This window comes from Streptomyces sp. NPDC050418 (assembly GCF_044458745.1).
Taxonomy (GTDB): Bacteria; Actinomycetota; Actinomycetes; order Streptomycetales; family Streptomycetaceae; genus Streptomyces.
This window is the reverse complement of the sequence record NZ_JBITIG010000009.1, coordinates 345095-369342: the sequence shown is the minus strand read 5'-3', so window position 1 is coordinate 369342 and position 24248 is coordinate 345095. Positions and strand designations below refer to the sequence as shown.

At 72.1% G+C, this 24248-nt stretch carries 23 protein-coding genes; 12 read left to right on the top strand and 11 right to left on the bottom strand.

The genetic code is table 11. The features are described 5' to 3' along the window. Positions 1-57: 57 nt before the first annotated feature. Positions 58-1074: a LuxR family transcriptional regulator gene (locus ACIBI4_RS23945; protein WP_399206035.1), complete on the top strand. Its 1017-nt coding sequence runs from the start codon at positions 58-60 to the stop codon at positions 1072-1074. Between the two features lie 37 nt (positions 1075-1111). On the opposite strand, the gene ACIBI4_RS23940 is transcribed toward ACIBI4_RS23945, so the two are convergent. Both ACIBI4_RS23940 and lon read right to left on the bottom strand, forming a co-directional pair. Further along, positions 1112-1591 carry a nucleoside deaminase gene (locus ACIBI4_RS23940; RefSeq protein WP_399206034.1) on the bottom strand — a complete coding sequence of 160 codons (480 nt, stop codon included), beginning with the start codon at positions 1589-1591 and terminating at the stop codon, positions 1112-1114. A 91-nt stretch (positions 1592-1682) separates the two neighbouring features. Then, positions 1683-4097 carry an endopeptidase La gene (gene lon, locus ACIBI4_RS23935; RefSeq protein WP_399206033.1) on the bottom strand — a complete coding sequence of 805 codons (2415 nt, stop codon included), beginning with the start codon at positions 4095-4097 and terminating at the stop codon, positions 1683-1685. Positions 4098-4278: 181 nt separating this feature from the next. Between lon and ACIBI4_RS23930 the strand changes: the two genes are divergently transcribed. The 3 genes from ACIBI4_RS23930 to ACIBI4_RS23920 all read left to right on the top strand — a co-directional run bounded on the left by ACIBI4_RS23930 (position 4279) and on the right by ACIBI4_RS23920 (position 6138). After that, complete coding sequence (locus ACIBI4_RS23930; RefSeq protein ID WP_399206032.1) at positions 4279-4548, top strand: hypothetical protein; 270 nt, start codon at positions 4279-4281, stop codon at positions 4546-4548. A 100-nt stretch (positions 4549-4648) separates the two neighbouring features. After that, positions 4649-5314 carry a GNAT family N-acetyltransferase gene (locus ACIBI4_RS23925; protein ID WP_399206031.1) on the top strand — a complete coding sequence of 222 codons (666 nt, stop codon included), beginning with the start codon at positions 4649-4651 and terminating at the stop codon, positions 5312-5314. 74 nt (positions 5315-5388) lie between these two features. Next, the gene (locus ACIBI4_RS23920; protein ID WP_399206030.1) at positions 5389-6138 is read left to right on the top strand and encodes an SAM-dependent methyltransferase; all 750 of its coding nucleotides are present in this window, start codon (positions 5389-5391) and stop codon (positions 6136-6138) included. 110 nt (positions 6139-6248) lie between these two features. Here the strand turns inward: ACIBI4_RS23920 and ACIBI4_RS23915 are convergent, their stop codons facing one another. After that, the gene (locus ACIBI4_RS23915) at positions 6249-7148 is read right to left on the bottom strand and encodes a LysR family transcriptional regulator (protein WP_399206029.1); all 900 of its coding nucleotides are present in this window, start codon (positions 7146-7148) and stop codon (positions 6249-6251) included. A 59-nt stretch (positions 7149-7207) separates the two neighbouring features. Here ACIBI4_RS23915 and ACIBI4_RS23910 point away from each other — a divergent pair, with 59 nt between their 5' ends. Beyond that, positions 7208-7582 (top strand): DoxX family protein, encoded by a 375-nt coding sequence (locus ACIBI4_RS23910; protein ID WP_399206028.1) that lies wholly within the window; start codon positions 7208-7210, stop codon positions 7580-7582. Positions 7583-7625: 43 nt separating this feature from the next. Here the strand turns inward: ACIBI4_RS23910 and ACIBI4_RS23905 are convergent, their stop codons facing one another. Beyond that, positions 7626-8777: a 50S ribosomal protein L11 methyltransferase gene (locus tag ACIBI4_RS23905; RefSeq protein WP_399206027.1), complete on the bottom strand. Its 1152-nt coding sequence runs from the start codon at positions 8775-8777 to the stop codon at positions 7626-7628. A gap of 134 nt (positions 8778-8911) precedes the next feature. On the opposite strand from ACIBI4_RS23905, the gene ACIBI4_RS23900 reads away from it, so the two are divergent. The 5 genes from ACIBI4_RS23900 to ACIBI4_RS23880 all read left to right on the top strand — a co-directional run bounded on the left by ACIBI4_RS23900 (position 8912) and on the right by ACIBI4_RS23880 (position 16228). After that, positions 8912-9664, top strand: coding sequence for a spermidine synthase (locus ACIBI4_RS23900; RefSeq protein ID WP_399206026.1), 753 nt, complete (start codon positions 8912-8914; stop codon positions 9662-9664). Positions 9665-9811: 147 nt separating this feature from the next. Continuing rightward, entirely contained in the window at positions 9812-10549 is a 738-nt protein-coding gene (locus ACIBI4_RS23895; RefSeq protein ID WP_399206025.1) for a response regulator transcription factor, read from the top strand. 269 nt (positions 10550-10818) lie between these two features. Beyond that, positions 10819-11880 (top strand): ATP-binding protein, encoded by a 1062-nt coding sequence (locus tag ACIBI4_RS23890; RefSeq protein WP_399206092.1) that lies wholly within the window; start codon positions 10819-10821, stop codon positions 11878-11880. Between the two features lie 237 nt (positions 11881-12117). After that, the gene (locus ACIBI4_RS23885) at positions 12118-15960 is read left to right on the top strand and encodes a multifunctional oxoglutarate decarboxylase/oxoglutarate dehydrogenase thiamine pyrophosphate-binding subunit/dihydrolipoyllysine-residue succinyltransferase subunit (RefSeq protein ID WP_399206024.1); all 3843 of its coding nucleotides are present in this window, start codon (positions 12118-12120) and stop codon (positions 15958-15960) included. An 88-nt stretch (positions 15961-16048) separates the two neighbouring features. Continuing rightward, the gene (locus ACIBI4_RS23880) at positions 16049-16228 is read left to right on the top strand and encodes a DUF6104 family protein (RefSeq protein WP_399206022.1); all 180 of its coding nucleotides are present in this window, start codon (positions 16049-16051) and stop codon (positions 16226-16228) included. 12 nt (positions 16229-16240) lie between these two features. Here ACIBI4_RS23880 and ACIBI4_RS23875 read toward each other — a convergent pair whose 3' ends face one another. Continuing rightward, on the bottom strand, positions 16241-17053 hold the full coding sequence (locus ACIBI4_RS23875) for a hypothetical protein (protein ID WP_399206021.1): 813 nt from the start codon (positions 17051-17053) through the stop codon (positions 16241-16243). Positions 17054-17272: 219 nt separating this feature from the next. Between ACIBI4_RS23875 and ACIBI4_RS23870 the strand changes: the two genes are divergently transcribed. After that, a complete protein-coding gene (locus tag ACIBI4_RS23870; RefSeq protein ID WP_399206020.1) occupies positions 17273-18196 on the top strand; it encodes a DUF4097 family beta strand repeat-containing protein in 924 nt (307 codons plus the stop codon). A gap of 1 nt (position 18197) precedes the next feature. Next, positions 18198-19352: a helix-turn-helix transcriptional regulator gene (locus ACIBI4_RS23865; protein ID WP_399206019.1), complete on the top strand. Its 1155-nt coding sequence runs from the start codon at positions 18198-18200 to the stop codon at positions 19350-19352. Positions 19353-19447: 95 nt separating this feature from the next. Here ACIBI4_RS23865 and ACIBI4_RS23860 read toward each other — a convergent pair whose 3' ends face one another. The 6 genes from ACIBI4_RS23860 to ACIBI4_RS23835 all read right to left on the bottom strand — a co-directional run bounded on the left by ACIBI4_RS23860 (position 19448) and on the right by ACIBI4_RS23835 (position 24192). Next, positions 19448-20008: a hypothetical protein gene (locus ACIBI4_RS23860; RefSeq protein ID WP_399206018.1), complete on the bottom strand. Its 561-nt coding sequence runs from the start codon at positions 20006-20008 to the stop codon at positions 19448-19450. 117 nt (positions 20009-20125) lie between these two features. Then, on the bottom strand, positions 20126-20710 hold the full coding sequence (locus ACIBI4_RS23855) for a Clp protease N-terminal domain-containing protein (RefSeq protein ID WP_399206017.1): 585 nt from the start codon (positions 20708-20710) through the stop codon (positions 20126-20128). After that, positions 20710-20919, bottom strand: a complete 210-nt coding sequence (locus ACIBI4_RS23850) for a helix-turn-helix domain-containing protein (protein ID WP_018571396.1) — start codon at positions 20917-20919, stop codon at positions 20710-20712. The genes ACIBI4_RS23855 and ACIBI4_RS23850 overlap by 1 nt, the downstream gene beginning before the upstream one ends. A gap of 81 nt (positions 20920-21000) precedes the next feature. Further along, positions 21001-21963 (bottom strand): zinc-binding dehydrogenase, encoded by a 963-nt coding sequence (locus ACIBI4_RS23845; RefSeq protein ID WP_399206016.1) that lies wholly within the window; start codon positions 21961-21963, stop codon positions 21001-21003. A 94-nt stretch (positions 21964-22057) separates the two neighbouring features. Beyond that, on the bottom strand, positions 22058-23617 hold the full coding sequence (locus ACIBI4_RS23840) for an alkaline phosphatase D family protein (protein ID WP_399206015.1): 1560 nt from the start codon (positions 23615-23617) through the stop codon (positions 22058-22060). Next, positions 23614-24192: a phosphoesterase gene (locus ACIBI4_RS23835; RefSeq protein ID WP_399206014.1), complete on the bottom strand. Its 579-nt coding sequence runs from the start codon at positions 24190-24192 to the stop codon at positions 23614-23616. Before ACIBI4_RS23835 ends, ACIBI4_RS23840 begins: the two co-directional genes overlap by 4 nt. Positions 24193-24248: the final 56 nt, after the last annotated feature.

Sequence of the window (24248 nt, the reverse complement as noted above, 5' to 3'; positions counted from 1 at the left end):
GTCACTTGTGGACGTGCACACTTGTGTGGCCTGCATCTATCGGCCGAGAATCGCCCGGTGACATCGGGTGGGGACGACACGCAATGGCAGGCTCTCGGGCTCGGGCCGGACGAACTGAGGGTGTACGAAGCGCTGCTCGGCGGGGCCGGGCACGGCTCCCGCGCGGAGCTGGCGCGTGCGGTCGGGCTGGGGCCGCGGCGGGTCCTGGGCGCCCTGCGGCACCTCGACCAGCACGGTTTCACGCTGCCGCCGCCCCGCCGCGGCGAGCTGCCCGTCGCCGTCCCGCCGGCGACGGCCCTGCGCCATCAACTGCACCGGCACCAGGCGGAGCTGCTGCGCCGCTCGGCCGACCTGGAGGAGCTCACCGGCTCGGTGGACCGGCTCGCGGCGCAGCTGATGAGCACCGCCGACACAAGTGCGCCGATGCTCGGCGTCGAGACCGTACGCGGCGGTGCGGCCATCGCCGAACGGGTGGCCACGATGCTGGCGTCGGCGACCGAGGAGGTCGCGCTCCTCGACCGCCCGCCGTACGCGTCCAGCACGCCCAACGGCATGCCCGCCCCGCTCGACGTGGCCGCGCCGGTGCGCCGCGGCGCCCGGGTGCGGGTGGTCGTGGACGGCGAGGGCATGACGTTCGCGGGCCGCGCCCGGGGGCTGAACGACCTTGCCGCGCAAGGCGTCCAGATCCGCGTCGGCAAGGATCTGCCGACCAAGCTGTTCATGGTGGACCGGCGGGTGACGCTGCTGCCGCCGACCGACGCGGCCGACCCGACCGCCTCGGCCCTGGTCATCCGTGACGCGCTGCTCAGCCACGCGCTGGTGCCGCTGTTCGAGGCGGTGTGGGAGCGGGCGGTGCCGATCGGCTCGGACCCGGACGGCCAGGTGACCGAGGAGGACCGGGAGTTGCTGACGCTGCTCGCGTCGGGCCTGAAGGACGAGGCGATCGCGCGCCGTCTGGACGTCCATGTCCATACGGTGCGGCGACGGATCACGCGGCTGATGCAGGTGCTCGACACGCAGACGCGGTTCCAGGCCGGGGTGCAGGCCACGCTGCGGGGGTGGCTGACGGTGTAAGTGGGCCGCAGCCTGCCCGTACGTCCCCTACGCGCCCCTACTTGCCGGTGTGCAGGCGGACATGCAGGGCGTGGATCTCGTCCTCCAGCTCGGGGACCGGGCCCTCGACGACGACATCCGGGGCGACCGTGTTCACCGGGAGGGGCGCGACCGGGCCCGTCGGAACGCCGAGGTCGGTGAGCCACCGGGTGAGCTGGGCCGAGGAGGCCACGTAGACGATGCGGGCGAGGCCGACCCAGGCGTGGGCGGCCGAGCACATCGGGCAGTGCTCGCCGGAGGTGTAGACGGTGGCGCCCGCACGCTCCTCGGGGGTCATGTGGGCGGCGGCCCAGCGGGCGAGCTCGAACTCGGGGTGGCGGGTGTGGTCGCCGCCCGCGACGCGGTTGCGGTCCTCGGCGCGGGCGTTCCCGTCGGCGTCGACGAGGACGGAGCCGAAGGGTTCGTCGCCTGCGTCCAGGGCTTCCTCGGCGAGTTCCACGCAGCGGCGGAGGTGGGCGAGGTCGGTGTCGTTGAGCATGGGGGAAGCGTATGCCGGGGGTGCGGTGGCGTGCGGAAGGCCCGGGCCCCCTTGGGAGGGGACCCGGGCCTTCGTCATCCGGACGCGTCCGTCACGCCGCGACCGGAACCTCCGCGGGCGCCCCGTTCGACGCCGGCGACAGGGCCAGTTCCAGGACCTGCCGTACGTCCGTCACCGGGTGGACCTCCAGCTTCTCCAGGACCTCCGCGGGGACGTCGTCCAGATCGGCCTCGTTGCGCTTCGGGATGATCACCGTGGTGACGCCCGCCCGGTGTGCGGCAAGCAGCTTCTGCTTGACGCCGCCGATGGGCAGCACCCGGCCGGTGAGCGAGACCTCGCCGGTCATGGCCACGTCCGTACGGACCTGGCGGCCGGAGAGCAGGGACGCGAGGGCGGTGGTCATCGTGATGCCCGCGCTCGGCCCGTCCTTCGGCACCGCGCCCGCGGGGAAGTGGATGTGGACCCCGCGGTCCTTCAAGTCGCCCACCGGGAGCTCCAGTTCCGCGCCGTGCGAGCGCAGGAAGCTCAGAGCGATCTGTGCCGATTCCTTCATCACGTCGCCGAGCTGGCCGGTCAGGGTCAGACCTGCCGCGCCCGTCTCCGGGTCGGCGAGCGAGGCCTCGACGAAGAGCACGTCGCCGCCCGCGCCGGTGACCGCGAGGCCGGTGGCCACACCCGGTACGGCGGTGCGGCGCTCGGCCGGGTCCTGGGCGGACTCGGGCACATGGTGCGGGCGCCCGATGAGCGTACGGAGATCGTCGGCGCCGACCGTGAACGGCAGCTCGCGGTCGCCGAGTTCGTGCTGGGCCGCGACCTTGCGGAGCACGCGCGTGATGGCCCGCTCCAGGTTGCGGACACCGGCCTCCCGCGTGTACTCGCCGGCCAGCTTGCGCAGCGCGTCCTCGTCGACCGTGACCTCGTCACCGTTGAGACCGGACCGCTCCAGCTGCCGGGGCAGCAGGTGGTCGCGGGCGATGACGACCTTCTCGTCCTCGGTGTAGCCGTCGAGCCGGACCAGGTCCATGCGGTCGAGCAGGGCCTCCGGGATGGCTTCGAGCACGTTGGCCGTGGCCAGGAACACCACGTCGCTGAGGTCGAGTTCGACCTCCAGGTAGTGGTCGCGGAAGGTGTGGTTCTGCGCCGGGTCGAGGACTTCGAGGAGGGCGGCCGCGGGGTCGCCGCGGAAGTCGGAGCCGACCTTGTCGATCTCGTCGAGCAGCACCACCGGGTTCATGGACCCGGCCTCCCTGATGGCGCGGACGATACGGCCCGGCAGCGCGCCGACGTACGTACGCCGGTGGCCGCGGATCTCCGCCTCGTCGCGGACACCGCCGAGGGCGACGCGTACGAACTTGCGCCCCATCGCGTGCGCCACGGACTCGCCGAGCGAGGTCTTGCCGACGCCGGGCGGCCCGACGAGCGCGAGCACGGCACCGCCGCGCCGCCCGCCGACCACACCCAGGCCCCGGTCGCTGCGCCGCTTGCGCACCGCCAGGTACTCGGTGATCCGCTCCTTCACGTCGTCGAGGCCCGCGTGCTCGGCGTCCAGGACCGCCTTGGCGCCCTGGATGTCGTACGCGTCCTCGGTGCGCTCGCTCCACGGCAGTTCGAGCACCGTGTCCAGCCAGGTGCGGATCCAGCTGCCCTCGGGGGACTGGTCGCTGGACCGCTCCAGCTTGTCGACCTCCTTGAGCGCGGCCTCCCGTACCTTCTCGGGCAGGTCGGCGGCCTCGACGCGGGCGCGGTAGTCGTCCGACTCCTCGCCGTCGTCCTCGCCGTTGATCTCCCGAAGCTCCTTGCGTACGGCTTCGAGCTGGCGCCGCAGCAGGAACTCGCGCTGCTGCTTGTCGACGCCCTCCTGGACGTCCTTGGCGATGGACTCGGCGACATCCTGCTCGGCGAGGTGGTCGCCGAGCCACTGGATGGCGAGCTTGAGGCGGGCCACCGGGTCGGTGGTCTCCAGGAGCTCCACCTTCTGGGCGGTGGTCAGGAACGGCGAGTAACCGGAGTTGTCGGCGAGGGCGCCCGCGTCGTCGATCTGCTGGACGCGGTCGACCACCTGCCAGGCGCCGCGCTTGCGGAGCCAGCTGGTGGCAAGTGCCTTGTATTCCTTGATCAGTTCGGTGACGGAGCCCGGCAGCGGCTCGGGCGCACTGTCGTCCACCTGCGTGCCCTCGACCCACAGGGCGGCGCCCGGTCCGGTCGTGCCCGCGCCGATCCGCACACGGCGGCGGGCGCGGATCAGGGCGCCGGGGTCGCCGTCGGCGAGGCGGCCGACCTGCTCGACGGTGCCGAGGACGCCGATGCCCGCGTAGGTCCCGTCGATGCGCGGCACCAGCAGGACGCGTGGCTTGCCGGTCTGGCCGCGTGCGGCGGCTTGGGCGGCCTCCACCGCGGCGCGTACATCGGGATCGTTGAGGTCGAGCGGAACGACCATACCGGGCAGGACGACCTCGTCGTCGAGCGGCAGGACGGGCAGGGTGAGCGGTGAGGACGTCGAAGCCATGATCTCCCCTTCGGCATTCAAGTTGAGCTATGCCGACTCAATGCTTGTGCGCCTCCGAATGTTCCCCGGCACGCGTTCGCTGTGAGCGATCGGCTCGCGAGCGGGGCGTCACGGACTCGGCGGACGGGCGGGCGTCACGGTCTGCGCGGGCGGGCACCGGCGGGCCCGTAGGCTCGTGGGCATGAGTGCGCTCGTACCGTTCCTGATCATTACCGGCGCCTTCGCCCTGATGCTCGGCCCCTTCATCTGGCTGGCCGCGCGGATCCGGCGGCGGGGCACTGGCGGCGGGGCGATGAGCGGTGCGCTCGCGGCGTACGAGGAGGCGTTCCGCGCCACGTCCCACGACGCGTACGTGGAGATCCAGGCGGAGGCCGAACGCAAGACGCCCGCCCCTTCGCCGGACAACCACTGGGGGTTCGGCCGCTGGGTCCGGCTGCGGCGCGGGCGTTGAGCAATCCGCCGCCCCCGCCTCGCACAGAAACCCCTTGCGTAAGGGTCCATGGCCGTGTTCATCTATTACGGCACTGGAGCTCACGGGAGGGGACCTGCTCATGGAGAGCGCGCGCGAGGACGTCAACGTCAGGGAATGGGTCGACGGGTGGGTCGTGTCGCGCGGTGCCTCGGAACCCGTCGTGGAGCCGTGGGGCTACACCGTGCACGTCGGGCAGATCCCGCACGTCAGCCGCCATGTCCTGGCCGCCACCAACGACGCCGTACTCGAAGCGGACGTCCGTAAGGTCACCGAGTCGAGCCGCGGGGTGAACTGGCACCTCAAGGTGTTCGCCGACCCCGCACGCGTCGTGCCGTGGCTCGCTCCCGGCTGGGAACCGTACGGCTCGGGCGACTATCTGATGACGACGGAGCTGCGGCCGGAGCCGGAGGTCGTCCTCGCGGACGGGTACCGGATGCACACCTGGACGCGCGGCGGCGTCACCCGCGTCCTGGTCGCCGACGAGGACGGCTCGTTCGCCGCGCGCGGGCAGATCGCGCCGGTGGGCGCGAGCGCGGTCGTCGACCAGATCGAGACGGCCGAGGAGCACCAGCGCCGGGGCCTGGGCAAGGCGGTCATGCGCACGCTGCACGCCGCGGCCCGCGCCCAGGGCTCGACCCGCGCGGTCCTCGCGTGCACGCCTGAAGGGCGGCTCCTCTACGAGGCGGTGGGATGGCGGATCGTCGCGCCGCTGACGAACGCGAGGTTCGTGGGGCCCACGGGATAGAACCCCGTCCCCCACATACCGCGGCTCCGGCCGGACCATGGTCACCCGCGACACCGCCCCGGCAGGATTCCCTCATGACCTTCATGAACCGGCAGACGATCAGCTCGATCGCGCACGGCGAGCACCCCATCGGCGCGCCCCTGCAGGACGCCTCGGTGGAGCGGCTGCTCGGGCGGGCCCTGGTGCGGGGCGACGAGCGGGTGCTCGATCTCGGGTGCGGGGCGGCGGAGTGGCTCGCGCGGGCCGCGGCCGGCCGGCCGGGCGTCACCGGCGACGGGGTCGACCTCAGCGAACCGGCGCTCGCCCGCGGGCAGGAGCGCCTCGACGCGGCCGGGCTCGGCGAGCGCGTCACGCTGCACCGGCGGGACGCCATGACGTTCCGCGACCCTGAGCCGTACGACGCGGTCCTCTGTATCGGCTCCACGTACGCCTTCGGCGGGCTGATGCCCACGCTGGACGCGTGCGGACGGCATCTGGCGCGCAAGGGCCGGGTGCTCGTGGGCGAGGCGTTCTGGGAGCGCGAACCCAACGCCCGTACGCTCGCGGCCGGCTTCGAGAAGGACGACTACACGGATCTGGCGGGCACGGTCGCCCGGGTCACCGAGGCGGGCTGGACCCCGGTGTACGCGCACGTCAGCACGCGTGCCGAGTGGGACGACTACGAGTGGTCGTGGACCGGCACCCTGTCCGCCTGGGCCCTCGACCACCCCTCCCACCGCGGGGCGAACGAGGCGCTGGCGGAGGCGGAGAGTCACCGCGAGGCGTGGCTCGAGGGCTATCGCGGTGCGCTGGGGTTCGTGACGTTCGTGCTGCGGTGGGACTGAGGTTCGTCGGGCCCTGGGGTTGAGGTTCGTCGGGCCCTGGGGTTGAGGTTCGTCGAGCCCTGAGGCTGAGCTCACCCCGTGGGCCCCGTTGCCCCGTGGCTCCACGCCCCTCACCCCGTGGCCCCGCACACGACTCTGCACGCGTCGACGAAGCCCCGTACGACCGGGTCGTCATCGCGTGCCGGTGACCAGACCACGGCCGCGGTGCACGGGGCGACGCCGGTGACCGCGACCTGGGTGATGCCGGGGCGCGGGTAGAAACGGGCGGCCGAGGACGGAGCCAGGGCGATGCCGTAGCCGTTGACGATGGCGTTGAGCCAGTCGTCGGGGTGACGGGTCTCGGCGCCGACGACTGGCGGGCGGCCCTCGCGGGCGTCGGCCGCCAGCCACCAGTCGCGCCAGGCGCCCGCCTGGACCGGGGCGGCCACGAACGGTTCGTCCCACAGCTCCCTGAAGTCGACCTCCGCGCGGTCCGCGAGGCGGTGGCCGGACGGCAGCAGGAGGCAGCGCGGCTCGGTGAACAACTCGGCCGTACGCCACCGTTCCTGACCGGGGAACGGCAGATACAGGAGGGCGGCGTCGGCCTCGCCGTCGGCGAGCCCCGCGGTCGGTTCGGACCACGTGCCCTGCCGCATCTCCACGCGCAGGCCGGGGTGCCGCTCACCGAACGCCGCGATGATCGCCGGGGTCGCCTCGTTGGCGCCGCTGCCCATGATGCCGACGCGCAGGACGCGCTGCGCGCCGCTCGCCGCGTCCTTTGTCTCGCGCACCGCGTGGCGCAGGGTGTCGAGCACGTCCGGCACCCGCGCGGCGAGCGCACGGCCCGCCTCGGTGAGGGCCATCCCGGACCGGGAGCGGACGAAGAGCTGCACCCCGAGCAGCGTCTCCAGCTGCTTGATCTGCTTCGTCAGGGAGGGTTGCGCCACGTACAGCCGCTCGGCCGCGCGCGTCAGGTTGCCCTCCTCGGCGACGGCGGCGAAGTAGCGCAGCAGCCTGGTGTCCACATCCATGCCGCCAGGCTATGGATGCAGGTATTGGACGGCCAGGCCAGGGCCCCGCGACGGTGGAGATGATCCACGGAAGGGACCTGATCATGTACGCCGCCTACCTCACGCTCACTCTGCTGACCGCCGCCGCGACCGGTGCGGGCGCCTACCTCGACTTCACGGGGCATCCCGCGATCGTGGCCATCGCGGAACGGCTGCGCGTGCCGGTGTCCTGGATGGTCCCGCTGGGCGCCTGCCTGGGGGCAGGGTCCCTGGGGCTGCTCGCGGGCCTGGCGGTACGCCCGCTCGGGATCGCGGCGGCGGCCGGACTCGTCCTGTACTTCGTGGGCGCGGTGCTCGCGCATCTGCGCGTGGGGGACCGCGATTTGGGCGGGGCGCTGCTGCTTCTCGGGGTCTCGGCGGCGACGCTGGTGGCGGCCGTGGGGGCGCCGGGGTGACGGGGCCGACGTGACGGGCCGGGGTGACGGGGCCGGGGGTGCCCTACCGGACCGCCAGCCGCCACAGCGAGGTGATCTCGCGTGAGCGTGCCTCGTGCAGCGGGTCGTCGCGGTCGGCCGCGCGTCCGTGCCGGGGCGTGGTGGTCTCGCGGCCCGTCACCTTCAGGCCGGCCGCATCGATCGCGTCGGCGAGCTCCGACTCACCGCGCAGGCCGAGGCGTTCGGCCAGGTCGGAGAGGAGCAGCCAGGCCTCGCCGCCCGGCGTGAGGTGCTCGGGCAGGCCCGCGAGGAAGCCCCGCAGGAAGCTGCTGTCCGGGTCGTAGACGGCGTGGTCGAGCCGGGTGCGGGGGCGCAGCGGCAGCCACGGCGGGTTGCAGACGACCAGGTCGGCGCGGCCCTCGGGGAACAAGTCGGTCTGCTGTACGTCGACTTGGGCACCCGCGCCGAGCCGTTCGGTGTTCTCGCGCGCGCAGGCGACCGCGCGCTCGTCGAGGTCGGTGGCCACCACCCGCTGCACGCCCCGCCGGGCGAGCAGCACGGCGAGCACACCGGTCCCGGTACCGATGTCGAACGCGACGCGCGGCGCCCTTGCGCCGGACGACTGGTCCGCGGCGTCCGGCGTACGGAACTCCGCCTCCGCCGCCAGGTCCAGGTACTCCCCCCGCACCGGCGAGAACACCCCGTAGTGCGGATGGATCCGGTCACCGCCGAGCGCCGGGATCTCGACCCCCTTGCGGCGCCACTCGTACGCGCCGACCACTCCGAGCAGCTCCCGCAGCGACCCCACGGCCGCGCCCTCGGACTCCCCGTACGCCTGCGTACAGGCCTCGGCCACCTCGGGCGCCCGCTTGAGCGGAATCGTCCAGCCGTCGTCGTACGGGACGAGCAGCAGTCCGAGGATGCGGGTCCGCCGGGCCTGTTCGCGGCGCTGCAGATGGAAGGCCTCGGTGAGCGTCTGGGCCTTCGGCAGCCGCCGCGGCTCGGCCCGCTTCCCCAGCGAGGTCAGGAGCTGCCGCGCCGACGGGTAGTCGCCGGTCCACAGAAGTGCGGTGCCTTCACAGATGTGCCGGTACGCGGCGGCGACACCGATCCGGCTGTCGGCGGGCACGACGCGGCGCGGCGCGGGCGCACCGGAGTCGGAGATCCAACGGGCGGTGCGCTCCTCGCCGTCGGCAAGGGTCCAGGTGAGGGTCACGGGGCCAGCGTATTTGCCGACCGGGCCGCACCGGGAATCGCGGACGGCGCGCTGCGCGGGGCGCGACCCGGGCGGGACCGGGCCGGCGCCGAAATCCCCCGACGCCGCCGACCGCCGGCCGACACAATGGGCGCATGCACACCGACCCCACCCCGCCCCTCGTCCTCGACCGCCGCACCGGCCCCCACGGCGAGGTGGTGCTCCGGCGGCACGGGGACCTGCTGCAGATCATCGCCAACGGCACGTTTCTGATGGACACCTCCGACGGGCGGTCGGAGCGGCTGCTCGTGGATGCCGCGCGGGACGCGCTGCCGCCGGGGCGGGAGCGGCCGAGTGTGCTGATCGGCGGGCTCGGGGTCGGGTTCTCGCTGGCGCACGCGGCGGCCGATCCGCGGTGGGGGCGGATCGATGTGGTCGAGCGCGAGGAAGCCATCATCGAATGGCATGAGAACGGCCCCTTGCGGGAGATTTCGGGCGAGGCGCTGCGCGACGACAGGACTCGTATCGTCCAGGCCGATCTCGTCTCGTACGTACACAGCGGAACGCACTCCGTCATTCGCGGAGCAACGCACTCCGGAACCCCCGCCGCGGCACCCTCCGGGACCTCCGCCGCAAATGAGAGATACGACGCACTCTGCCTCGACATCGACAACGGCCCGGACTGGACTGTTACCGAGGGAAACCTCTCCCTTTACTCTCCGCAAGGACTCGCCGCGTGCCGCGAGATGCTCAACTCCGGTGGGGTTCTTGCGATTTGGTCCGCGCAGCCGTCCGCTGTTTTTGAAGAGTCGTTGCGGAATGCCGGATTCAGCAACGTACGTACGGAAGAGATCCCCGTTGTCCGCGGCGTCCCCGACGTGGTTCATCTCGCCATCAGGGCCGCATAGCCGAGGGGGTGTGACTGCCCGTACGCTGCTGACCGACAACGCGGATCTTTGCGCGCGGAACTCCGGAGCGAGGGGTTCGGCGAGCGGTACCACGCAGAGCCACGCGTCGGACCACGGACAACGAAGGCGTATCCCAGGGGCGGGGCCATGGAGCAGACACACACCTCCCACAACGGCACGGCGGCCACTCAAGGCGCCCAGCGACGGGTCCTCGTCGTCGAGGACGACGCCACCATCGTCGACGCGATCAGCGCACGGCTGCGGGCCGAGGGTTTCCTGGTGCAGACGGCGGGGGACGGCCCCGCGGCCGTCGACACCGCCGAGGCCTGGCAGCCCGACCTGCTGATCCTCGACATCATGCTGCCGGGTTTCGACGGCCTCGAGGTCTGCCGCCGCGTCCAGGCCGCGCGCCCGGTGCCGGTCCTGATGCTGACCGCGCGCGACGACGAGACGGACATGCTGGTCGGTCTCGGGGTCGGCGCGGACGACTACATGACCAAGCCCTTCTCCATGCGGGAACTGGCGGCACGCGTGCATGTGCTGCTGCGCCGCGTCGAGCGGGCCGCGCTCGCCGCGACCACCCCGCGCTCGGGGATACTCCGGCTCGGCGAGCTGGAGATCGACCACGCGCAGCGCCGCGTCCGCGTGCGCAGCGAGGACGTACACCTCACCCCGACCGAGTTCGACCTCCTCGTCTGCCTGGCGAACACCCCGCGTGCGGTGCTCTCGCGCGAGCAGCTGCTCGCCGAGGTGTGGGACTGGGCCGACGCGTCCGGCACCCGCACCGTCGACAGCCACATCAAGGCCCTGCGGCGCAAGATCGGCGCCGAGCGGATCCGTACGGTGCACGGGGTGGGCTACGCGCTGGAGACGCCGACGCCATGAGCGGCGCGGAAGGCACGGGCGGTGCGTCCGGTACGGCCCGCGCCGCCGTGGTCCGCCGCATCGTCAAGCGGCCCTTCGCGGTCACCCTGCTGTGGTGGTCCCAGCTGCTCCTGTGGGGCGCGGCCGCGCTGCGCCGCCGCGCGGAGGCCCAGGGCCGGCGCGGTGAGGCGCTGCAGCGCCGGGCCGCGGACGTACGGGAGCGGGCGGAGGCGACCGGACAGGCGCGCCAGGGCCGGGTCCTGACGAAGCTCGTCGCGTCGCTGCAGGATCTGCGGCCGTTCTCGATCAAGACCAAGCTGGGCACCCTCGTGGTGATCTCCGTGCTGATCACCACGGGCCTGCTGATGATCGCCATACAGACCAAGACGGAGCTGCGCTTCATCACGGTCTTCTCAGTGATCGCGACCCTGCTCATCACCCAGTTCGTGGCGCACTCCCTGACCGCGCCGCTGGACGAGATGACCACGGTCGCCCGCTCCATCTCGCACGGCGACTACACCCGCCGCGTCTCCGGCGCCGACCGCCGTGACGAGCTCGGCGACCTCGCGCAGACGATCAACCGCATGGCCGACGACCTGGAGGCCCAGGACCAGCACCGCAAGGAGCTGGTGGCCAACGTCTCGCACGAGCTGCGCACCCCCATCGCTGCGCTGCGCGCGGTCCTGGAGAACGTGGTCGACGGCGTCTCGGCGGCGGACCCGGAGACGATGCGTACGGCACTGAAGCAGACGGAGCGTCTGGGCCGGCTCGTCGAGACGCTGCTCGACCTGTCCCGCCTCGACAACGGCGTGGTGCAGCTGCACGCGCGGCGCTTCGAGGTGTGGCCGTATCTCTCGGGCGTCCTGAAGGAGGCCAACATGGTCGCCTCGCAGCGCCGTGGGATGCCCTCCGGCTCGGGCCGGCACACGCGTACCGACGTGCATCTGACGCTCGACGTCTCCCCGCCGGAGCTGACCGCGCACGCGGACGTGGAGCGGCTGCACCAGGTCGTGGCGAACCTGATCGACAACGCGGTCAAGCACTCCCCGCCGCACGGCCGCGTGACGGTCCGCGCCCGCCGCGGCGAGTCCCCGGACTCCCTGGATCTCGAAGTGCTCGACGAGGGCCCCGGCATCCCGCGCTCCGAGTGGCACCGGGTCTTCGAACGCTTCAACCGGGGCACCCACACCGATTCCCCGGGCAAGAAGTCCAGCGACGGCGGTACGGGTCTCGGCCTGGCCATCGCGCGCTGGGCGGTCGATCTGCACGGCGGACGGATCGGAGTGGCCGAATCGGCTCGGGGCTGCCGTATCCGGGTCAGTCTTCCGGGGACCACTCGGGCACAGAGTTGACGTAGGGTTCGAAACGGACGCGGGTCATGGGGGCCGCAGCCGCGGGTTCTGTTGTCCGCACGACGCGGAACCCCGCATGTTTCCCGCCATTTCCCGCTCCGAAACGCGTCTTGTGATGTCTTGTGATGTGACTTACGTGACGGAAGGCCCGCCCGGTCTGCACCTCTCGGCCCGGGAGGCGTAGCCTTTATTCCCGCTGTCCATCACCTTGTGAAGCGGAAGAGGGCGGTTACCGCCGTGTCGCCACAGTCCCCCAGTAACTCGAGCACCACGACCGACCAAACGGGGCAGGGCAAGAACCCTGCCGCCGCGTTCGGTCCCAATGAGTGGCTCGTCGACGAGATCTATCAGCAGTACCTCCAGGACCCGAATTCGGTCGACCGTGCCTGGTGGGACTTCTTCGCCGACTACAAGCCGGGGGGCAACGCCGCCGCCCCGCTGAAGACGGAGAGCGCCGGAAGTCCCGCCCCTGCCGCAGCCGCGGGGGCTGCGAGCACCACGGCCGCCCCGGCTGCTCCCGCGGCCGCCCCGGTCCAGGCCGCGGCTCCGGCCGCTCCTGCCGCCCCGGCCGCCGCTCCGGCCCAGGCCGCTGCTCCGGCTCCGGCTCCGGCTCCGGCGAAGCCCGCGGCAGTTGCCGCGCCCGCCACCGCCAAGCCCGCCACCCCCGCCGCGAAGCCGGCTGCCCAGGCAGCACCCGCGGCCGAGGCCCCGGCCGGCCCCGAGCTGATCACCCTGCGCGGCCCTGCCGCCGCCGTCGCGAAGAACATGGACGCCTCCCTCGAGGTGCCCACCGCGACCTCGGTGCGCGCCGTCCCGGTGAAGCTGCTCTTCGACAACCGCATCGTCATCAACAACCACCTCAAGCGCGCCCGCGGCGGGAAGGTCTCCTTCACGCACCTCATCGGGTACGCGATGGTGCAGGCCATCAAGGCCATGCCCTCCATGAACTGGCATTACGCGGTCAAGGACGGCAAGCCCACCCTGGTCAAGCCGGAGCACGTCAACTTCGGTCTGGCCATCGACCTGGTGAAGCCCAACGGCGACCGCCAGCTGGTCGTGGCGGGCATCAAGAAGGCCGAGACCCTGAACTTCTTCGAGTTCTGGCAGGCCTACGAGGACATCGTCCGGCGCGCCCGCAACGGCAAGCTGACGATGGAGGACTTCACGGGCGTCACCTGCTCGCTGACGAACCCGGGCGGCCTCGGCACGGTCCACTCCGTGCCGCGTCTGATGTCCGGCCAGTCCGTGATCATGGGCGTCGGCTCGATGGACTACCCGGCCGAGTTCCAGGGCACCTCGCAGGACACCCTGAACAAGCTGGGCATCGCCAAGGTGATGACCCTCACCTCGACGTACGACCACCGTGTGATCCAGGGCGCCGCCTCCGGCGAGTTCCTGCGCAACGTCGCGAACCACCTCCTCGGCGAGGGCGAGTTCTACGACGAGATCTTCAAGGCGCTCCGCATCCCCTACGAGCCGGTCCGCTGGCTCAAGGACATCGACGCCTCGCACGACGACGACGTCACCAAGGCGGCGCGCGTCTTCGAGCTGATCCACTCCTACCGGGTGCGCGGCCACGTCATGGCCGACACGGACCCGCTGGAGTACCGCCAGCGCAAGCACCCCGACCTGGACATCACCGAGCACGGGCTCACGCTGTGGGACCTGGAGCGCGAGTTCGCGGTCGGCGGCTTCGCCGGCAAGTCGATGATGAAGCTGCGCGACATCCTCGGCGTCCTGCGTGACTCCTACTGCCGCACCACCGGCCTGGAGTTCATGCACATCCAGGACCCGAAGCAGCGCAAGTGGCTGCAGGACCGCGTCGAGCGCGGTTCCACCAAGCCCGAGCGCGAGGAGCAGCTGCGCATCCTGCGCCGGCTGAACGCGGCGGAAGCCTTCGAGACCTTCCTGCAGACGAAGTACGTCGGCCAGAAGCGCTTCTCCCTGGAGGGCGGCGAGTCCGTCATCCCGCTGCTCGACGCGGTCATCGACAGCGCCGCCGAGTCGCGTCTGGACGAGGTCGTCATCGGCATGGCCCACCGCGGCCGCCTCAACGTCCTCGCCAACATCGTCGGCAAGTCGTACGCGCAGATCTTCCGCGAGTTCGAGGGCAACCTCGACCCGAAGTCGATGCACGGCTCCGGCGACGTGAAGTACCACCTGGGCGCCGAGGGCACCTTCACCGGTCTGGACGGCGAGCAGATCAAGGTCTCGCTCACCGCCAACCCCTCGCACCTGGAGGCGGTGGACCCGGTCCTGGAGGGCGTCGTCCGCGCCAAGCAGGACATCATCAACAAGGGCGGCACGGACTTCACGGTCCTGCCCGTCGCGATCCACGGCGACGCGGCCTTCGCGGGCCAGGGCGTCGTGGCCGAGACCCTGAACATGTCGCAGCTGCGCGGCTACCGCACCGGCGGCACCGTGCACGTGGTCATCAACAACCAGGTCGGCTTCACGGCGGCGCCCGAGTCCTCGCGCTCCTCCATGTACTCGACCGACGTGGCCCGCATGATCGAGGCCCCGATCTTCCACGTGAACGGCGACGACCCCGAGGCCGTCGTCCGCGTCGCGCGGCTCGCCTTCGAGTTCCGCCAGGCGTTCAACAAGGACGTGGTCATCGACCTCATCTGCTACCGCCGCCGCGGCCACAACGAGACGGACAACCCGGCGTTCACGCAGCCGCTGATGTACGACCTGATCGACAAGAAGCGCTCGGTGCGCAAGCTCTACACCGAGTCCCTCATCGGCCGTGGCGACATCACGCTCGAAGAGGCCGAGCAGGCGCTGCAGGACTACCAGGGCCAGCTGGAGAAGGTCTTCACCGAGGTCCGCGAGGCCACCTCGCACTCGGCCCCGGCCGAGGTCCCCGGTGCCCAGGCCGACTTCCCGGTGACGCTCACCACCGCGGTCTCCCAGGAGGTCGTCAAGCGGATCGCCGAGTCCCAGGTCAACATCCCCGACCACATCACCGTGCACCCGCGTCTGCTGCCGCAGCTGCAGCGCCGTGCGGCGATGGTCGAGGACGGCACGATCGACTGGGGCATGGGCGAGACCCTCGCCATCGGTTCGCTGCTGCTCGAGGGCACCCCGGTCCGCCTCGCGGGCCAGGACTCGCGCCGCGGAACCTTCGGCCAGCGTCACGCCGTCCTGATCGACCGTGAGACGGGCGAGGACTTCACCCCGCTCCTGTACCTCTCGGACGACCAGGCGCGCTACAACGTCTACGACTCGCTGCTCTCCGAGTACGCGGCGATGGGCTTCGAGTACGGCTACTCGCTGGCCCGTCCCGAGGCGCTCGTCATGTGGGAGGCGCAGTTCGGTGACTTCGTGAACGGCGCGCAGACCGTCGTCGACGAGTTCATCTCCTCCGCCGAGCAGAAGTGGGGCCAGCACTCCGGTGTGACGCTCCTGCTCCCGCACGGCTACGAGGGCCAGGGCCCGGACCACTCGTCCGCCCGCCCGGAGCGTTTCCTGCAGATGTGCGCGCAGGACAACATGACGGTCGCGATGCCCACGCTCCCGTCGAACTACTTCCACCTCCTGCGCTGGCAGGTCCACAACCCGCACCACAAGCCGCTGGTCGTCTTCACGCCGAAGTCGATGCTGCGTCTGAAGGCCGCGGCGTCCAAGGCGGAGGAGTTCACCACGGGCGGCTTCCGTCCGGTCATCGGCGACTCCCAGGTCGACCCGGCCGCGGTCCGCAAGGTCGTGTTCTGCGCGGGCAAGGTCTACTACGACCTCGAGGCCGCGCGCGCCAAGCGCGGTATCACGGACACGGCGATCATCCGTATCGAGCGCCTGTACCCGCTGCCGGGTGCCGAGCTCCAGGCGGAGATCGCGAAGTTCCCGAACGCCGCGAAGTACATCTGGGCCCAGGAGGAGCCGGCGAACCAGGGTGCATGGCCCTTCATCGCCCTCAACCTGATCGACCACCTGGACCTGGCCGTCGGCGCGGACATCCCGCACGACGAGCGCCTGCGCCGCGTCTCGCGCCCGCACGGCTCGTCCCCGGCGGTCGGCTCGGCCAAGCGCCACCAGGCCGAGCAGGAGCAGCTGATGGCCGAGGTGTTCGAGGCGTAAGGCCCGGCATCATCGGTTGTACGTGAGCGGGGCCGCACTCCCTTCGGGGGGGTGCGGCCCCGCCCTCGTACCGCCTTATCCTGAACCCATGTACTTCACGGACCGTGGCATCGAGGAACTGGAGAAGCGACGCGGCGAGGAGGAGGTCAGCTTCGAGTGGCTGGCCGAACAGCTCCGTACGTTCGTCGACTTGAACCCGGACTTCGAGGTCCCGGTGGAGCGTCTGGCCACGTGGCTTGCGCGGCTGGACGACGACGAGGACGAGTAGGACTCCCCCGTCTCAGTCGCGCGCCCGCACCGAGTCGTACGCGAGCCCCAGCGCCCCGTTGACCATCAGCACCACCCCGGCCGTGGCCCACCCCGGACTCCGCCGCCGCGCGGCGAGCACGAGGACCGGCGCCCCGGCCAGCAGCTGGACCCATGCCAGCGCCCGGACGCGGGGCCCGCGGACCCAGGGCCCGATCGGGCCGCGTTCGATGACGTCCAGCTCGTCGCTGACCGCCTTGCGCCAGCCCGCCCACTCCACCGACGCGACCCCGGGCACGCGCGCGGCCGCGGCCAGCAGGTCCGCGTGCGGCAGGCCGGGGGTCAGACCCTCGGGCAGGACGAGGCCGTCCCGCCCGAGCACCGCGAGCAGCCCGACCAGCCGCGCCCGTGCGTCCGCCGCCGCGTCGGGCCGGGCCAGGACGTCGAGGGCCTGCATGTCGAGTACGGGGTCGAGGCCGAGCCGTGCGACGAAACTGCTGAGCGCCTCCTCCTCCCCCGCCGGCGTCCCGTTCGCCAGCCACACGTACCCGATCGTGCGCCGGAAACCGGACGCGAGCGTGAACCCGGCCCGGTCCTCGTCCCACCACAGAGCGAGCACCGGCCAGGGGCCGCCGATGGCGAGCGCGGTGGCCCAGCCGTTCGCGACGAGGTCGACGGGCCCGTCGCCGGTCCGCCAGGGCCGCCCTTCGGGAACGAGCACACTCCACTCCGGCCCTGCGGACGCGAGCAGCATCCGCTCGCGCATCACCTGGGCGATGGACCCGACCGCGGCGGGGTCGGAGCGGCACAGGAGCAGCACTCCGGAGCGCCCGTGATCGTCAGCCATGAGCTCACGCTAGGGCACTTTGCCCTGATTGGCGCGTTTCCCCTAGGGGCATCCCGGACCCCGAAATCAGGTACCGGGCCGTTGCCCGCGCCTTGACTCCCGCCATCCGCGATATATCGTGTCTAGGGATGGGACGCGATATGGCGCGTCATTGCATCAACGTCATGGTCACGGGCATCACGCCACCGGACCGCGCACCCCGGCCGAAGGAGGTCAGCCATGCCAGAGTCGACGTGGACCGTCGCCGAGCCCCAGAAGCTCACCTTCGACGACCCGGTGACGACCCTGCAGGTTCGTATCGTCAATGGAACGGTGAACGTCGTCGGCACCGACAGCCCCGACGACACCACCGCCCGCCTCGAGATCTCCGAGGTGGACGGCCCGGAGCTCACCGTCGTCCACGAGGACGGCGTCCTCACCGTCGGCTACGACGACCTGCCCTGGAAGGGCTGGCTCAAGTTCCTCGACCGCAAGGGCTGGCGCCGCAGCGCTGTCGTCTCCCTGACCGTGCCCACCGGCACGCGTGTCGAGGTCGGCGTGATCGGCGCGAGCGCGATGGTCTCCGGCATCGACGGGCCCACCACCGTCAAGGGCATCAGCGGCGACACCGCCCTGGTCGGGCTGACCGGCCCGGTGCGCGCCGAATCCGTGTCCGGCGATGTCGAGGCCCAGTCCGTCACGGGCGAGCTGCGGTTCAACTCCGTCTCCGGCAACCTCACGGTCGTCGACGCGGGCGCGTCCGTGCGGGCCGACTCCGTGAGCGGCGACATGATCGTGGACCTCGACCCGGCGGACCGCGCCACGGACGTCGCACTGAACAGCGTCTCGGGCGAGATCGCCATCCGCCTCCCGCACCCCGCGGACGCCGAGGTCGAGGCGAACACCACGAGCGGCGCCGTCTCCAACGCCTTCGAGGACCTGCGCGTCTCGGGCCAGTGGGGCGCCAAGCGGATCACGGGCCGCCTCGGTGCGGGCCGCGGCAAGCTCAAGGCGACCACGATCTCCGGCGCCATCGCCCTGCTGCGGCGCCCCGCACGCGAGGAGCCCGAGGGCCCGGCGGACGCCCCGCCGGCGCCCAGGGACACGCCGCCCGCCGACACCCCGCCCGCGTCCTCCGACGGCCCGTCCGGGAAGGTGCTCTGACATGCCCCCCGTCTTCGCCCACGGCCGCCTGCGGCTCTACCTCCTGCGCCTTCTCGACGAGGCGCCCCGGCATGGCTACGAGGTGATCCGGCTCCTGGAGGAACGCTTCCAGGGCCTGTACGCCCCCTCCGCCGGCACCGTCTACCCGCGGCTCGCGAAGCTGGAAGCCGAAGGGCTCGTCACGCACGCCACCGAGGGCGGCCGCAAGGTCTACTCGATCACCGACGCGGGCCGGGCCGAACTGGCCGAGCGCGCGGGCGAACTGGCCGACCTCGAACTCGAGATCAGGGAGTCCGTGGCCGAGCTCGCCGCCGAGATCCGCGACGACGTGCGCGGCGCGGCCGGTGACCTGCGGCGCGAGATGCGGGCCGCGGCCGGCGAGGCGCGCTCGTCCGGCCGGAAGGCCAAGCCCGGCATGGACTGGGAGGGCGCCTTCGGCGACTCCGAGTCGTGGCGGCTCGCCAAGGAGGAGCTGCGGCGCGCGAAGCAGGAGCTCAAGGACCAGGCGCGCCGCGCCAAGGACGAGTCACGCCGGGCGCGCGAGGACGCGCAGCGGGCCCGCCGGCAGGCGCAGGACGCCACGCGTGAGGCCCAGGAGGAGGCGCGCGAGGAGATGCAGCGCGTGGCCAAGTCGGTCCAGGACAAGGTCCAGGACCACTTCCAGCGCGGCGACTGGCCGACGGGTCTGCGCGAGGGCCTCTCGGAGATCACCAAGGAGCTCGGCCGCTTCGCGAAGCCGGGCACCTGGGGGGTTCCCGAGTCCGAGCCGCAGGTCGTGGTGGACTTCGGCAAGCCCGAGGCCACGAGCGAGCCGTCGACCGAGGCCGGTACCGGATCCGGTACCGGTACCGGATCCGGTACCGGTACCGGTACGGGGTCCGGCGCCACGTCCGGCGCCACGTCGGATGCCACGTCCGATGCCGTACGGGACGACGAGCCCCCATCCGCCGCGGACCAGCCCGCGTGGGTGCACGAGGAGCCCACCGGCGACCCGGCCCGCGACCTGGACCGGCTGCTCGACCGCTTCCGTGACGATCTCAGGGACGCGGCGCGCGATCACGGCGTGACGGCGGAGCAAGTCGCGGACGCACGACGTCAGTTGGCGGCCGCGGCGGTACGGATCGGGGCGGTGCTCCGGAAGCGGGCGTCGGAGTAGGCGCTTCGGAGCCCCTTGGGGTTCCTGGGTTGCGGGTGTGGGCCGGGGCTGACGTCAGCCCCGGCCCACACCCGTAACCAGGTCCCGCTCCCGCCTTACCCGCACTGCCAGAGGAACCGCCCCTCCTTGCCGTCCGGCGACAGGAACGCGTACCCCACCCCCATGTCGCCGAAGTTGACGAAGAACGGCAGACCCGCCGAGTCGAGCTGGGCTATCAGCTCCCAGCCGGCGCCCGGATGCTCCCCGCCCTGCAGCCAGTTGGGCTGCACGCCGGGCCCGCCGAGGAACTGCCACTCCTCGCCCTCCGGCGCCCGCTCCACGGTCCGCGGCACGAAGTCCTCGCCCGCCGACGGCCCCGCCCCGTCCGCACGCGTCGCCACGAAGTCGGGGACGCGGCCACCGGGCTGGACGATCAGCGCGTTCTCCCCGCCTTCCGGCTCGAACGTCGCCTCGTCCCCGTACTCCGACGCGGTCATGAAGAGATAGCCGAGCCGGCCGTCACCCAGCTCGAACTGCCCCAGAAACTCCATCGGCAGGCCGCTCTCCCGCGAGAGCGGCCACTGCGGCTCCTCCAGCCAGACGGGCTGGCCGCCGACCTTGGTGACCGGCCGGCACACCGCGGCGGGCGCGGGAACGAATTCGACGGGCACGGGCATGAGGGACTCCTTGTGCACCTGGTGAGCGGCGATACGGGTCGGTGGAGGGCGCGGAGAACTCAACTCCCGCCAAGCTAGCGCTCGCCACTGACAATCCCGCTCACCAGCGGCGATGCCTCAACTCGCCACCGCGTGCCCGTTCCCGTCGCCGCTCCCGTTCCCGCCGCCGAGGACGCGCTCCACGGCGTCGAAGCTGACTCCGCACCCGGCGAGCACATCCCGTACGACACCGGGCTTCGCCGTCAATGCGAGCAGCAGATGCTCGTCGCCGATGGACTTCTCCTTGCGCGCGAGGGCCACCCGCAGCGACTGCTCGAGGACCGTCTTCGCGTCCCGCGTGAACGGCCGGTGCCCGGACCCGGACCACAGCCGCCGGCGTGGCCGCCCGTGCGCGAGAGCGCCCTCGCCGTGCGCCTCCTCGACCCGCGAGACGATCGCACCGACGTCGATCCCCAGCCCGGCCAGGGCCTCGGCGTCCGCCGCGGACACCCCGCCGCGCCGCCGTGCCTCGTCGAGGCCCGTGATCACCGCGTCCGGGCGCACGCCCAGCGCGGAGAGGGCGAACGAGGCCTTCGTACCGCGGCCGTCGAGCAGCGCGAGCAGCAGATGCCCCGGCTCGATCTCGGCGGCGCCCGTCCGCTCCGCGTGCCCGACCGCGCCCTTGACCACGGCCCGGGCGCCCTCCGTGAACCGCTCGAACATCACTGCCTCCCGTACTTCTTGTGCACGGCCTGCCTGCTCACCCCGAGCTCGGCGGCGATCTCCTGCCAGGACCAGCCCTGGTTGCGCGCGCTGCGCACCTGGACGGCTTCGAGCTGTTCGAGCAGCCGCCGCAGTGCGGCGACCGCTCGCAGCCCGACCCTGGGGTCGCGATCTCCGGCCCGCTCGGCGAGATCCGTCGCTTCGGTCATGATGTCAATGTAGGTTGACAGAGACAGTGATGTCAACCTTGATTGACAGTCGCGACGGCGCGCGGGCGGTACCCCGCCGCCTCAGACGGAGAGCACCAGCTTCCCGAAGAGATCGCCGGACTCCATCCGTACGAACGCGTCGCGCGCCCGGTCCAGCGGCATGATGTCGTCGATCACGGGGCGCACGCCCGTGGCGGCACAGAAGGAGAGCAGGTCCTCCAGCTCGTCCTTCGAGCCCATGGTCGAGCCGACGATCTTCAGCTCCAGGAAGAACACCCGGGTCAGCTCGGCGTGCGAGGGCCGGTCGCCGCTGGTGGCGCCGGAGATCACCAGGGTGCCGCCGGGACGCAGCGACTTGATGGAGTGCGACCAGGTGGCCGCCCCGACGGTCTCGATCACCGCGTCCACGCGCTGCGGCAGCCGGGCGCCGGGCTCCACGGCCTCCACCGCGCCCAGCTCGATCGCCCGCTTGCGCTTGGCCTCGTCGCGGCTCGTCGCGAAGACCCGCAGGCCGGCGGCCTTGCCGAGCACGATCGCCGCGGTCGCCACACCACCGCCGGCGCCCTGCACGAGGACCGAATCCCCGGGCCGTACCCCGGCGTTGGTGAAGAGCATGCGGTACGCGGTGAGCCAGGCGGTCGGCAGACAGGCGGCCTCGGCGAAGCTGAGCTCCTTGGGCTTGGGCAGCACATTCCACGTGGGTACGGAGACCTGCTCGGCGAAGGTGCCCTGGTAGCGCTCGGTGAGGATCGAGCGGGGCTCCTTGGGGCCGACCCCGTGGCCGGACTGGCCGATGACCGAGTGCAGGACGACCTCGTTGCCGTCGGCGTCGATGCCGGCCGCGTCGCAGCCGAGGATCATCGGGAGCTTGTCCTCGCCGAGGCCGACGCCCCGCAGGGACCAGAGGTCGTGGTGGTTGAGGGAGGCGGCCTTGACGTTGATGGTCGACCAGCCCTCGCGCACGGCGGGAGCGGGGCGCTCGCCCAGCTCCAATCCGTCGAGCGGCTGATCACGGTCGATGCGTGCGGCATAGGCGGCGAACATGCTGGTGACGATAGGGCGCGGGCGGGGCGGGGCGGAACCGCACCACGGTGTGACGCGCCCCGCACCCGCCCGCCGCCCGCCCCGCCCGCCGCCGTCAGTCCCTGCGGTACTGCGCCGGGGACCCCTTCGTGCCCGGGTCCTCGTAGGAGCCCGCCTTGCCGCGGTCCACATGGAAGGTGGTCAGCGTCGACACCGGCGAGCGCGGGTCGCGCCGGTCGCCGATCACCCGCATGTGCGTGCTGAACCGCTCGGGCGTGACCTCGTACACGTCGTAGCCGTAGCGGTTGCCCTCGAAGTACTTGAGGTGCGGGTTGGCCTTGCCCATGAGCGGGCCGTTGGCGGCGTTCCAGTCGGCCGAGTACGCGCCGGACGTGACCGAGTGCGCGGTGAACTCCGTGCCCACGAGCGGGGATTCGGGCCGGTCGTAGTCGACGCGGATGTCGTCGACGAAGGCGGAGTGCCAGTCGCCCGTGAGCACGACGAGGTCTTCGAGACCCGCGGAGTGCACATGCCCGAGGACCTCCTTGCGCTCGGCGAGGAAGCCGTCCCACTGGTCCGTGAACATGAAGCCGCCGCCGGGCCGGCCGCGCAGCTGGCTGAGCATGATCGAGTTGGCCCAGACGTGCCAGGCGTCGGGCGCCTTGTCGATGCCCTGCTTCAGCCAGGCCTTCTGGCCGTCCCCGAGGATCGTGCCGTCGGGGAGGTTCTGTGCCGAGCGGTACGAACGCAGGTCGAGGACCGTCAGTTCGAGCAGATCGCCCCAGCGGCGCACGCGGTGGATCTCCGGGTCGGGCAGCGCCATCGAGCCGAAGGAGTCGCGGTGCGGCATGTGCTCGAACCAGGCCTGGTACGCGGCCGCCCGCCGCTTCATGAACGGCGCCCCGCCGCCCGTACCGCTGTAGTCGTTGACGACCTCGTGGTCGTCCCAGGTGAGGTACCACGGGTGTGCGGCGTGCGCCTCGCGCAGGGAGCGGTCGCCCTTGTAGAGGGCGTGCCGCTTGCGGTAGTCGCCGAGCGTGAGGATCTCGGGGCCGTCGTGGTCGCGGACATGGCTCTCGGGGACGCCGCCGACCTGGCCGTGCTCGTAGATGTAGTCGCCGAGGTGGACGACGAAGTCGAGCTCCTCGCGGGCGATGCCGCGGTGGGCCGCGTAGTAACCGTCGTGGAACGCCTGGCAGTTGGCGGTGGCGAAGGTCGCTTTGGCGATACGTCCACTTGGTGCCGTCTTCGTACGGCCTGTGCGGCTCGTCTTTCCGAGGGCGCGGAACGCGTACCAGTAGTGGCGGCCGGGGCGCAGGCCGTCCACGGCTATGTGCACGCTGTGGCCGAGCGTCGCGGAGGCCGGGGCGGTGCCGCGCGCGACCACGCGGCGCAGGCGCGGGTCCTCGGCGACGGTCCAGTGGACCTCGACGACCTCGGGCAGGTCCTGGTCCACGGCGAGGGGTTCGGGGGCGAGTCTCGTCCACAGGAGCACGGAGTGCGGCTGCGGATCGCCGGAGGCCACGCCGAGCGTGAACGGCGCCGGATCGTAGTCGGCGCCGAGGGCCTCGGCGGCCTCGCGGGCCTGCGCCGGGGTGAGGCCGACGGCGAGCGGCCAGGCGACGTTCAGGGCGCCGGCGGCGGCCGCGGCCTTCAGCAGATCACGACGGTTCACGACCGGCCTCCGGTGGCGTGCAGGGTGAGGGAAACGGCGTCCGCGTAGCCGTCGTTGGAGGTGCCGCCGCCGCTGCGTGTGAAGACGAGCAGGAGGCGGGCGGTGCGCGCGCCGGGCGGTACGGCGGCCTCGGCCGCGCACTGGACGAGCGCCGTACGACCCAGGCGTTCGGCGGCGCTCACGGGGCCGAGCACGCTCAGCGCGAGGGGTGTGCCGTCGGCGGAGCGGAACTCGACCGAGAGCCGGGCCCCGTCCTCCTGGCCGGCGTAGCCGCCGAGCCAGCCGCTCACCGCGTACCGCACCCGGCCCGCGTCCACGGCCCGCCGGCCGGTCCGGCCGCGCACCGGCAGCTCGACGTCCTGCACGAGGGCGGTGCGCGGGCTGGTGCCGCCGGAGAAGAACCGGCTGCCGCGCGCGGCGGGACCGGGATCGTCCGGGGTCGGATAGCCGCCGCCCAGGCTGTACGCGATCAGCGCGGGGGCGCCCTGTGCGATACGCCAGCCCGTGACGGTGCCGACGGGGTCGGCGCTCCCGCCCGGTCCGGATTCCGCGTCACCGTTGACGACGAGGTTCACGCGTCTGCCTCCAGGTCTTGGGGTTGGACAACCGCGCGCATCCCACCAGTCCCCGG

Excerpts from the sequence above, each read along its gene's own strand:
- lon (WP_399206033.1), bottom strand. The coding sequence starts at position 4,097 with ATGGCTTCGACGTCCTCACCGCTCACCCTGCCCGTCCTGCCGCTCGAC.
- ACIBI4_RS23875 (WP_399206021.1), bottom strand. The coding sequence starts at position 17,053 with ATGGCTGACGATCACGGGCGCTCCGGAGTGCTGCTCCTGTGCCGCTCC.
- ACIBI4_RS23900 (WP_399206026.1), top strand. The coding sequence starts at position 8,912 with ATGCACACCGACCCCACCCCGCCCCTCGTCCTCGACCGCCGCACCGGC.
- ACIBI4_RS23920 (WP_399206030.1), top strand. The coding sequence starts at position 5,389 with ATGACCTTCATGAACCGGCAGACGATCAGCTCGATCGCGCACGGCGAG.
- ACIBI4_RS23870 (WP_399206020.1), top strand. The coding sequence starts at position 17,273 with ATGCCAGAGTCGACGTGGACCGTCGCCGAGCCCCAGAAGCTCACCTTC.
- ACIBI4_RS23855 (WP_399206017.1), bottom strand. The coding sequence starts at position 20,710 with ATGTTCGAGCGGTTCACGGAGGGCGCCCGGGCCGTGGTCAAGGGCGCG.
- ACIBI4_RS23925 (WP_399206031.1), top strand. The coding sequence starts at position 4,649 with ATGGAGAGCGCGCGCGAGGACGTCAACGTCAGGGAATGGGTCGACGGG.
- ACIBI4_RS23865 (WP_399206019.1), top strand. The coding sequence starts at position 18,198 with ATGCCCCCCGTCTTCGCCCACGGCCGCCTGCGGCTCTACCTCCTGCGC.
- ACIBI4_RS23915 (WP_399206029.1), bottom strand. The coding sequence starts at position 7,148 with ATGGATGTGGACACCAGGCTGCTGCGCTACTTCGCCGCCGTCGCCGAG.
- ACIBI4_RS23930 (WP_399206032.1), top strand. The coding sequence starts at position 4,279 with ATGAGTGCGCTCGTACCGTTCCTGATCATTACCGGCGCCTTCGCCCTG.
- ACIBI4_RS23895 (WP_399206025.1), top strand. The coding sequence starts at position 9,812 with ATGGAGCAGACACACACCTCCCACAACGGCACGGCGGCCACTCAAGGC.
- ACIBI4_RS23860 (WP_399206018.1), bottom strand. The coding sequence starts at position 20,008 with ATGCCCGTGCCCGTCGAATTCGTTCCCGCGCCCGCCGCGGTGTGCCGG.
- ACIBI4_RS23880 (WP_399206022.1), top strand. The coding sequence starts at position 16,049 with ATGTACTTCACGGACCGTGGCATCGAGGAACTGGAGAAGCGACGCGGC.
- ACIBI4_RS23940 (WP_399206034.1), bottom strand. The coding sequence starts at position 1,591 with ATGCTCAACGACACCGACCTCGCCCACCTCCGCCGCTGCGTGGAACTC.
- ACIBI4_RS23910 (WP_399206028.1), top strand. The coding sequence starts at position 7,208 with ATGATCCACGGAAGGGACCTGATCATGTACGCCGCCTACCTCACGCTC.
- ACIBI4_RS23850 (WP_018571396.1), bottom strand. The coding sequence starts at position 20,919 with ATGACCGAAGCGACGGATCTCGCCGAGCGGGCCGGAGATCGCGACCCC.
- ACIBI4_RS23845 (WP_399206016.1), bottom strand. The coding sequence starts at position 21,963 with ATGTTCGCCGCCTATGCCGCACGCATCGACCGTGATCAGCCGCTCGAC.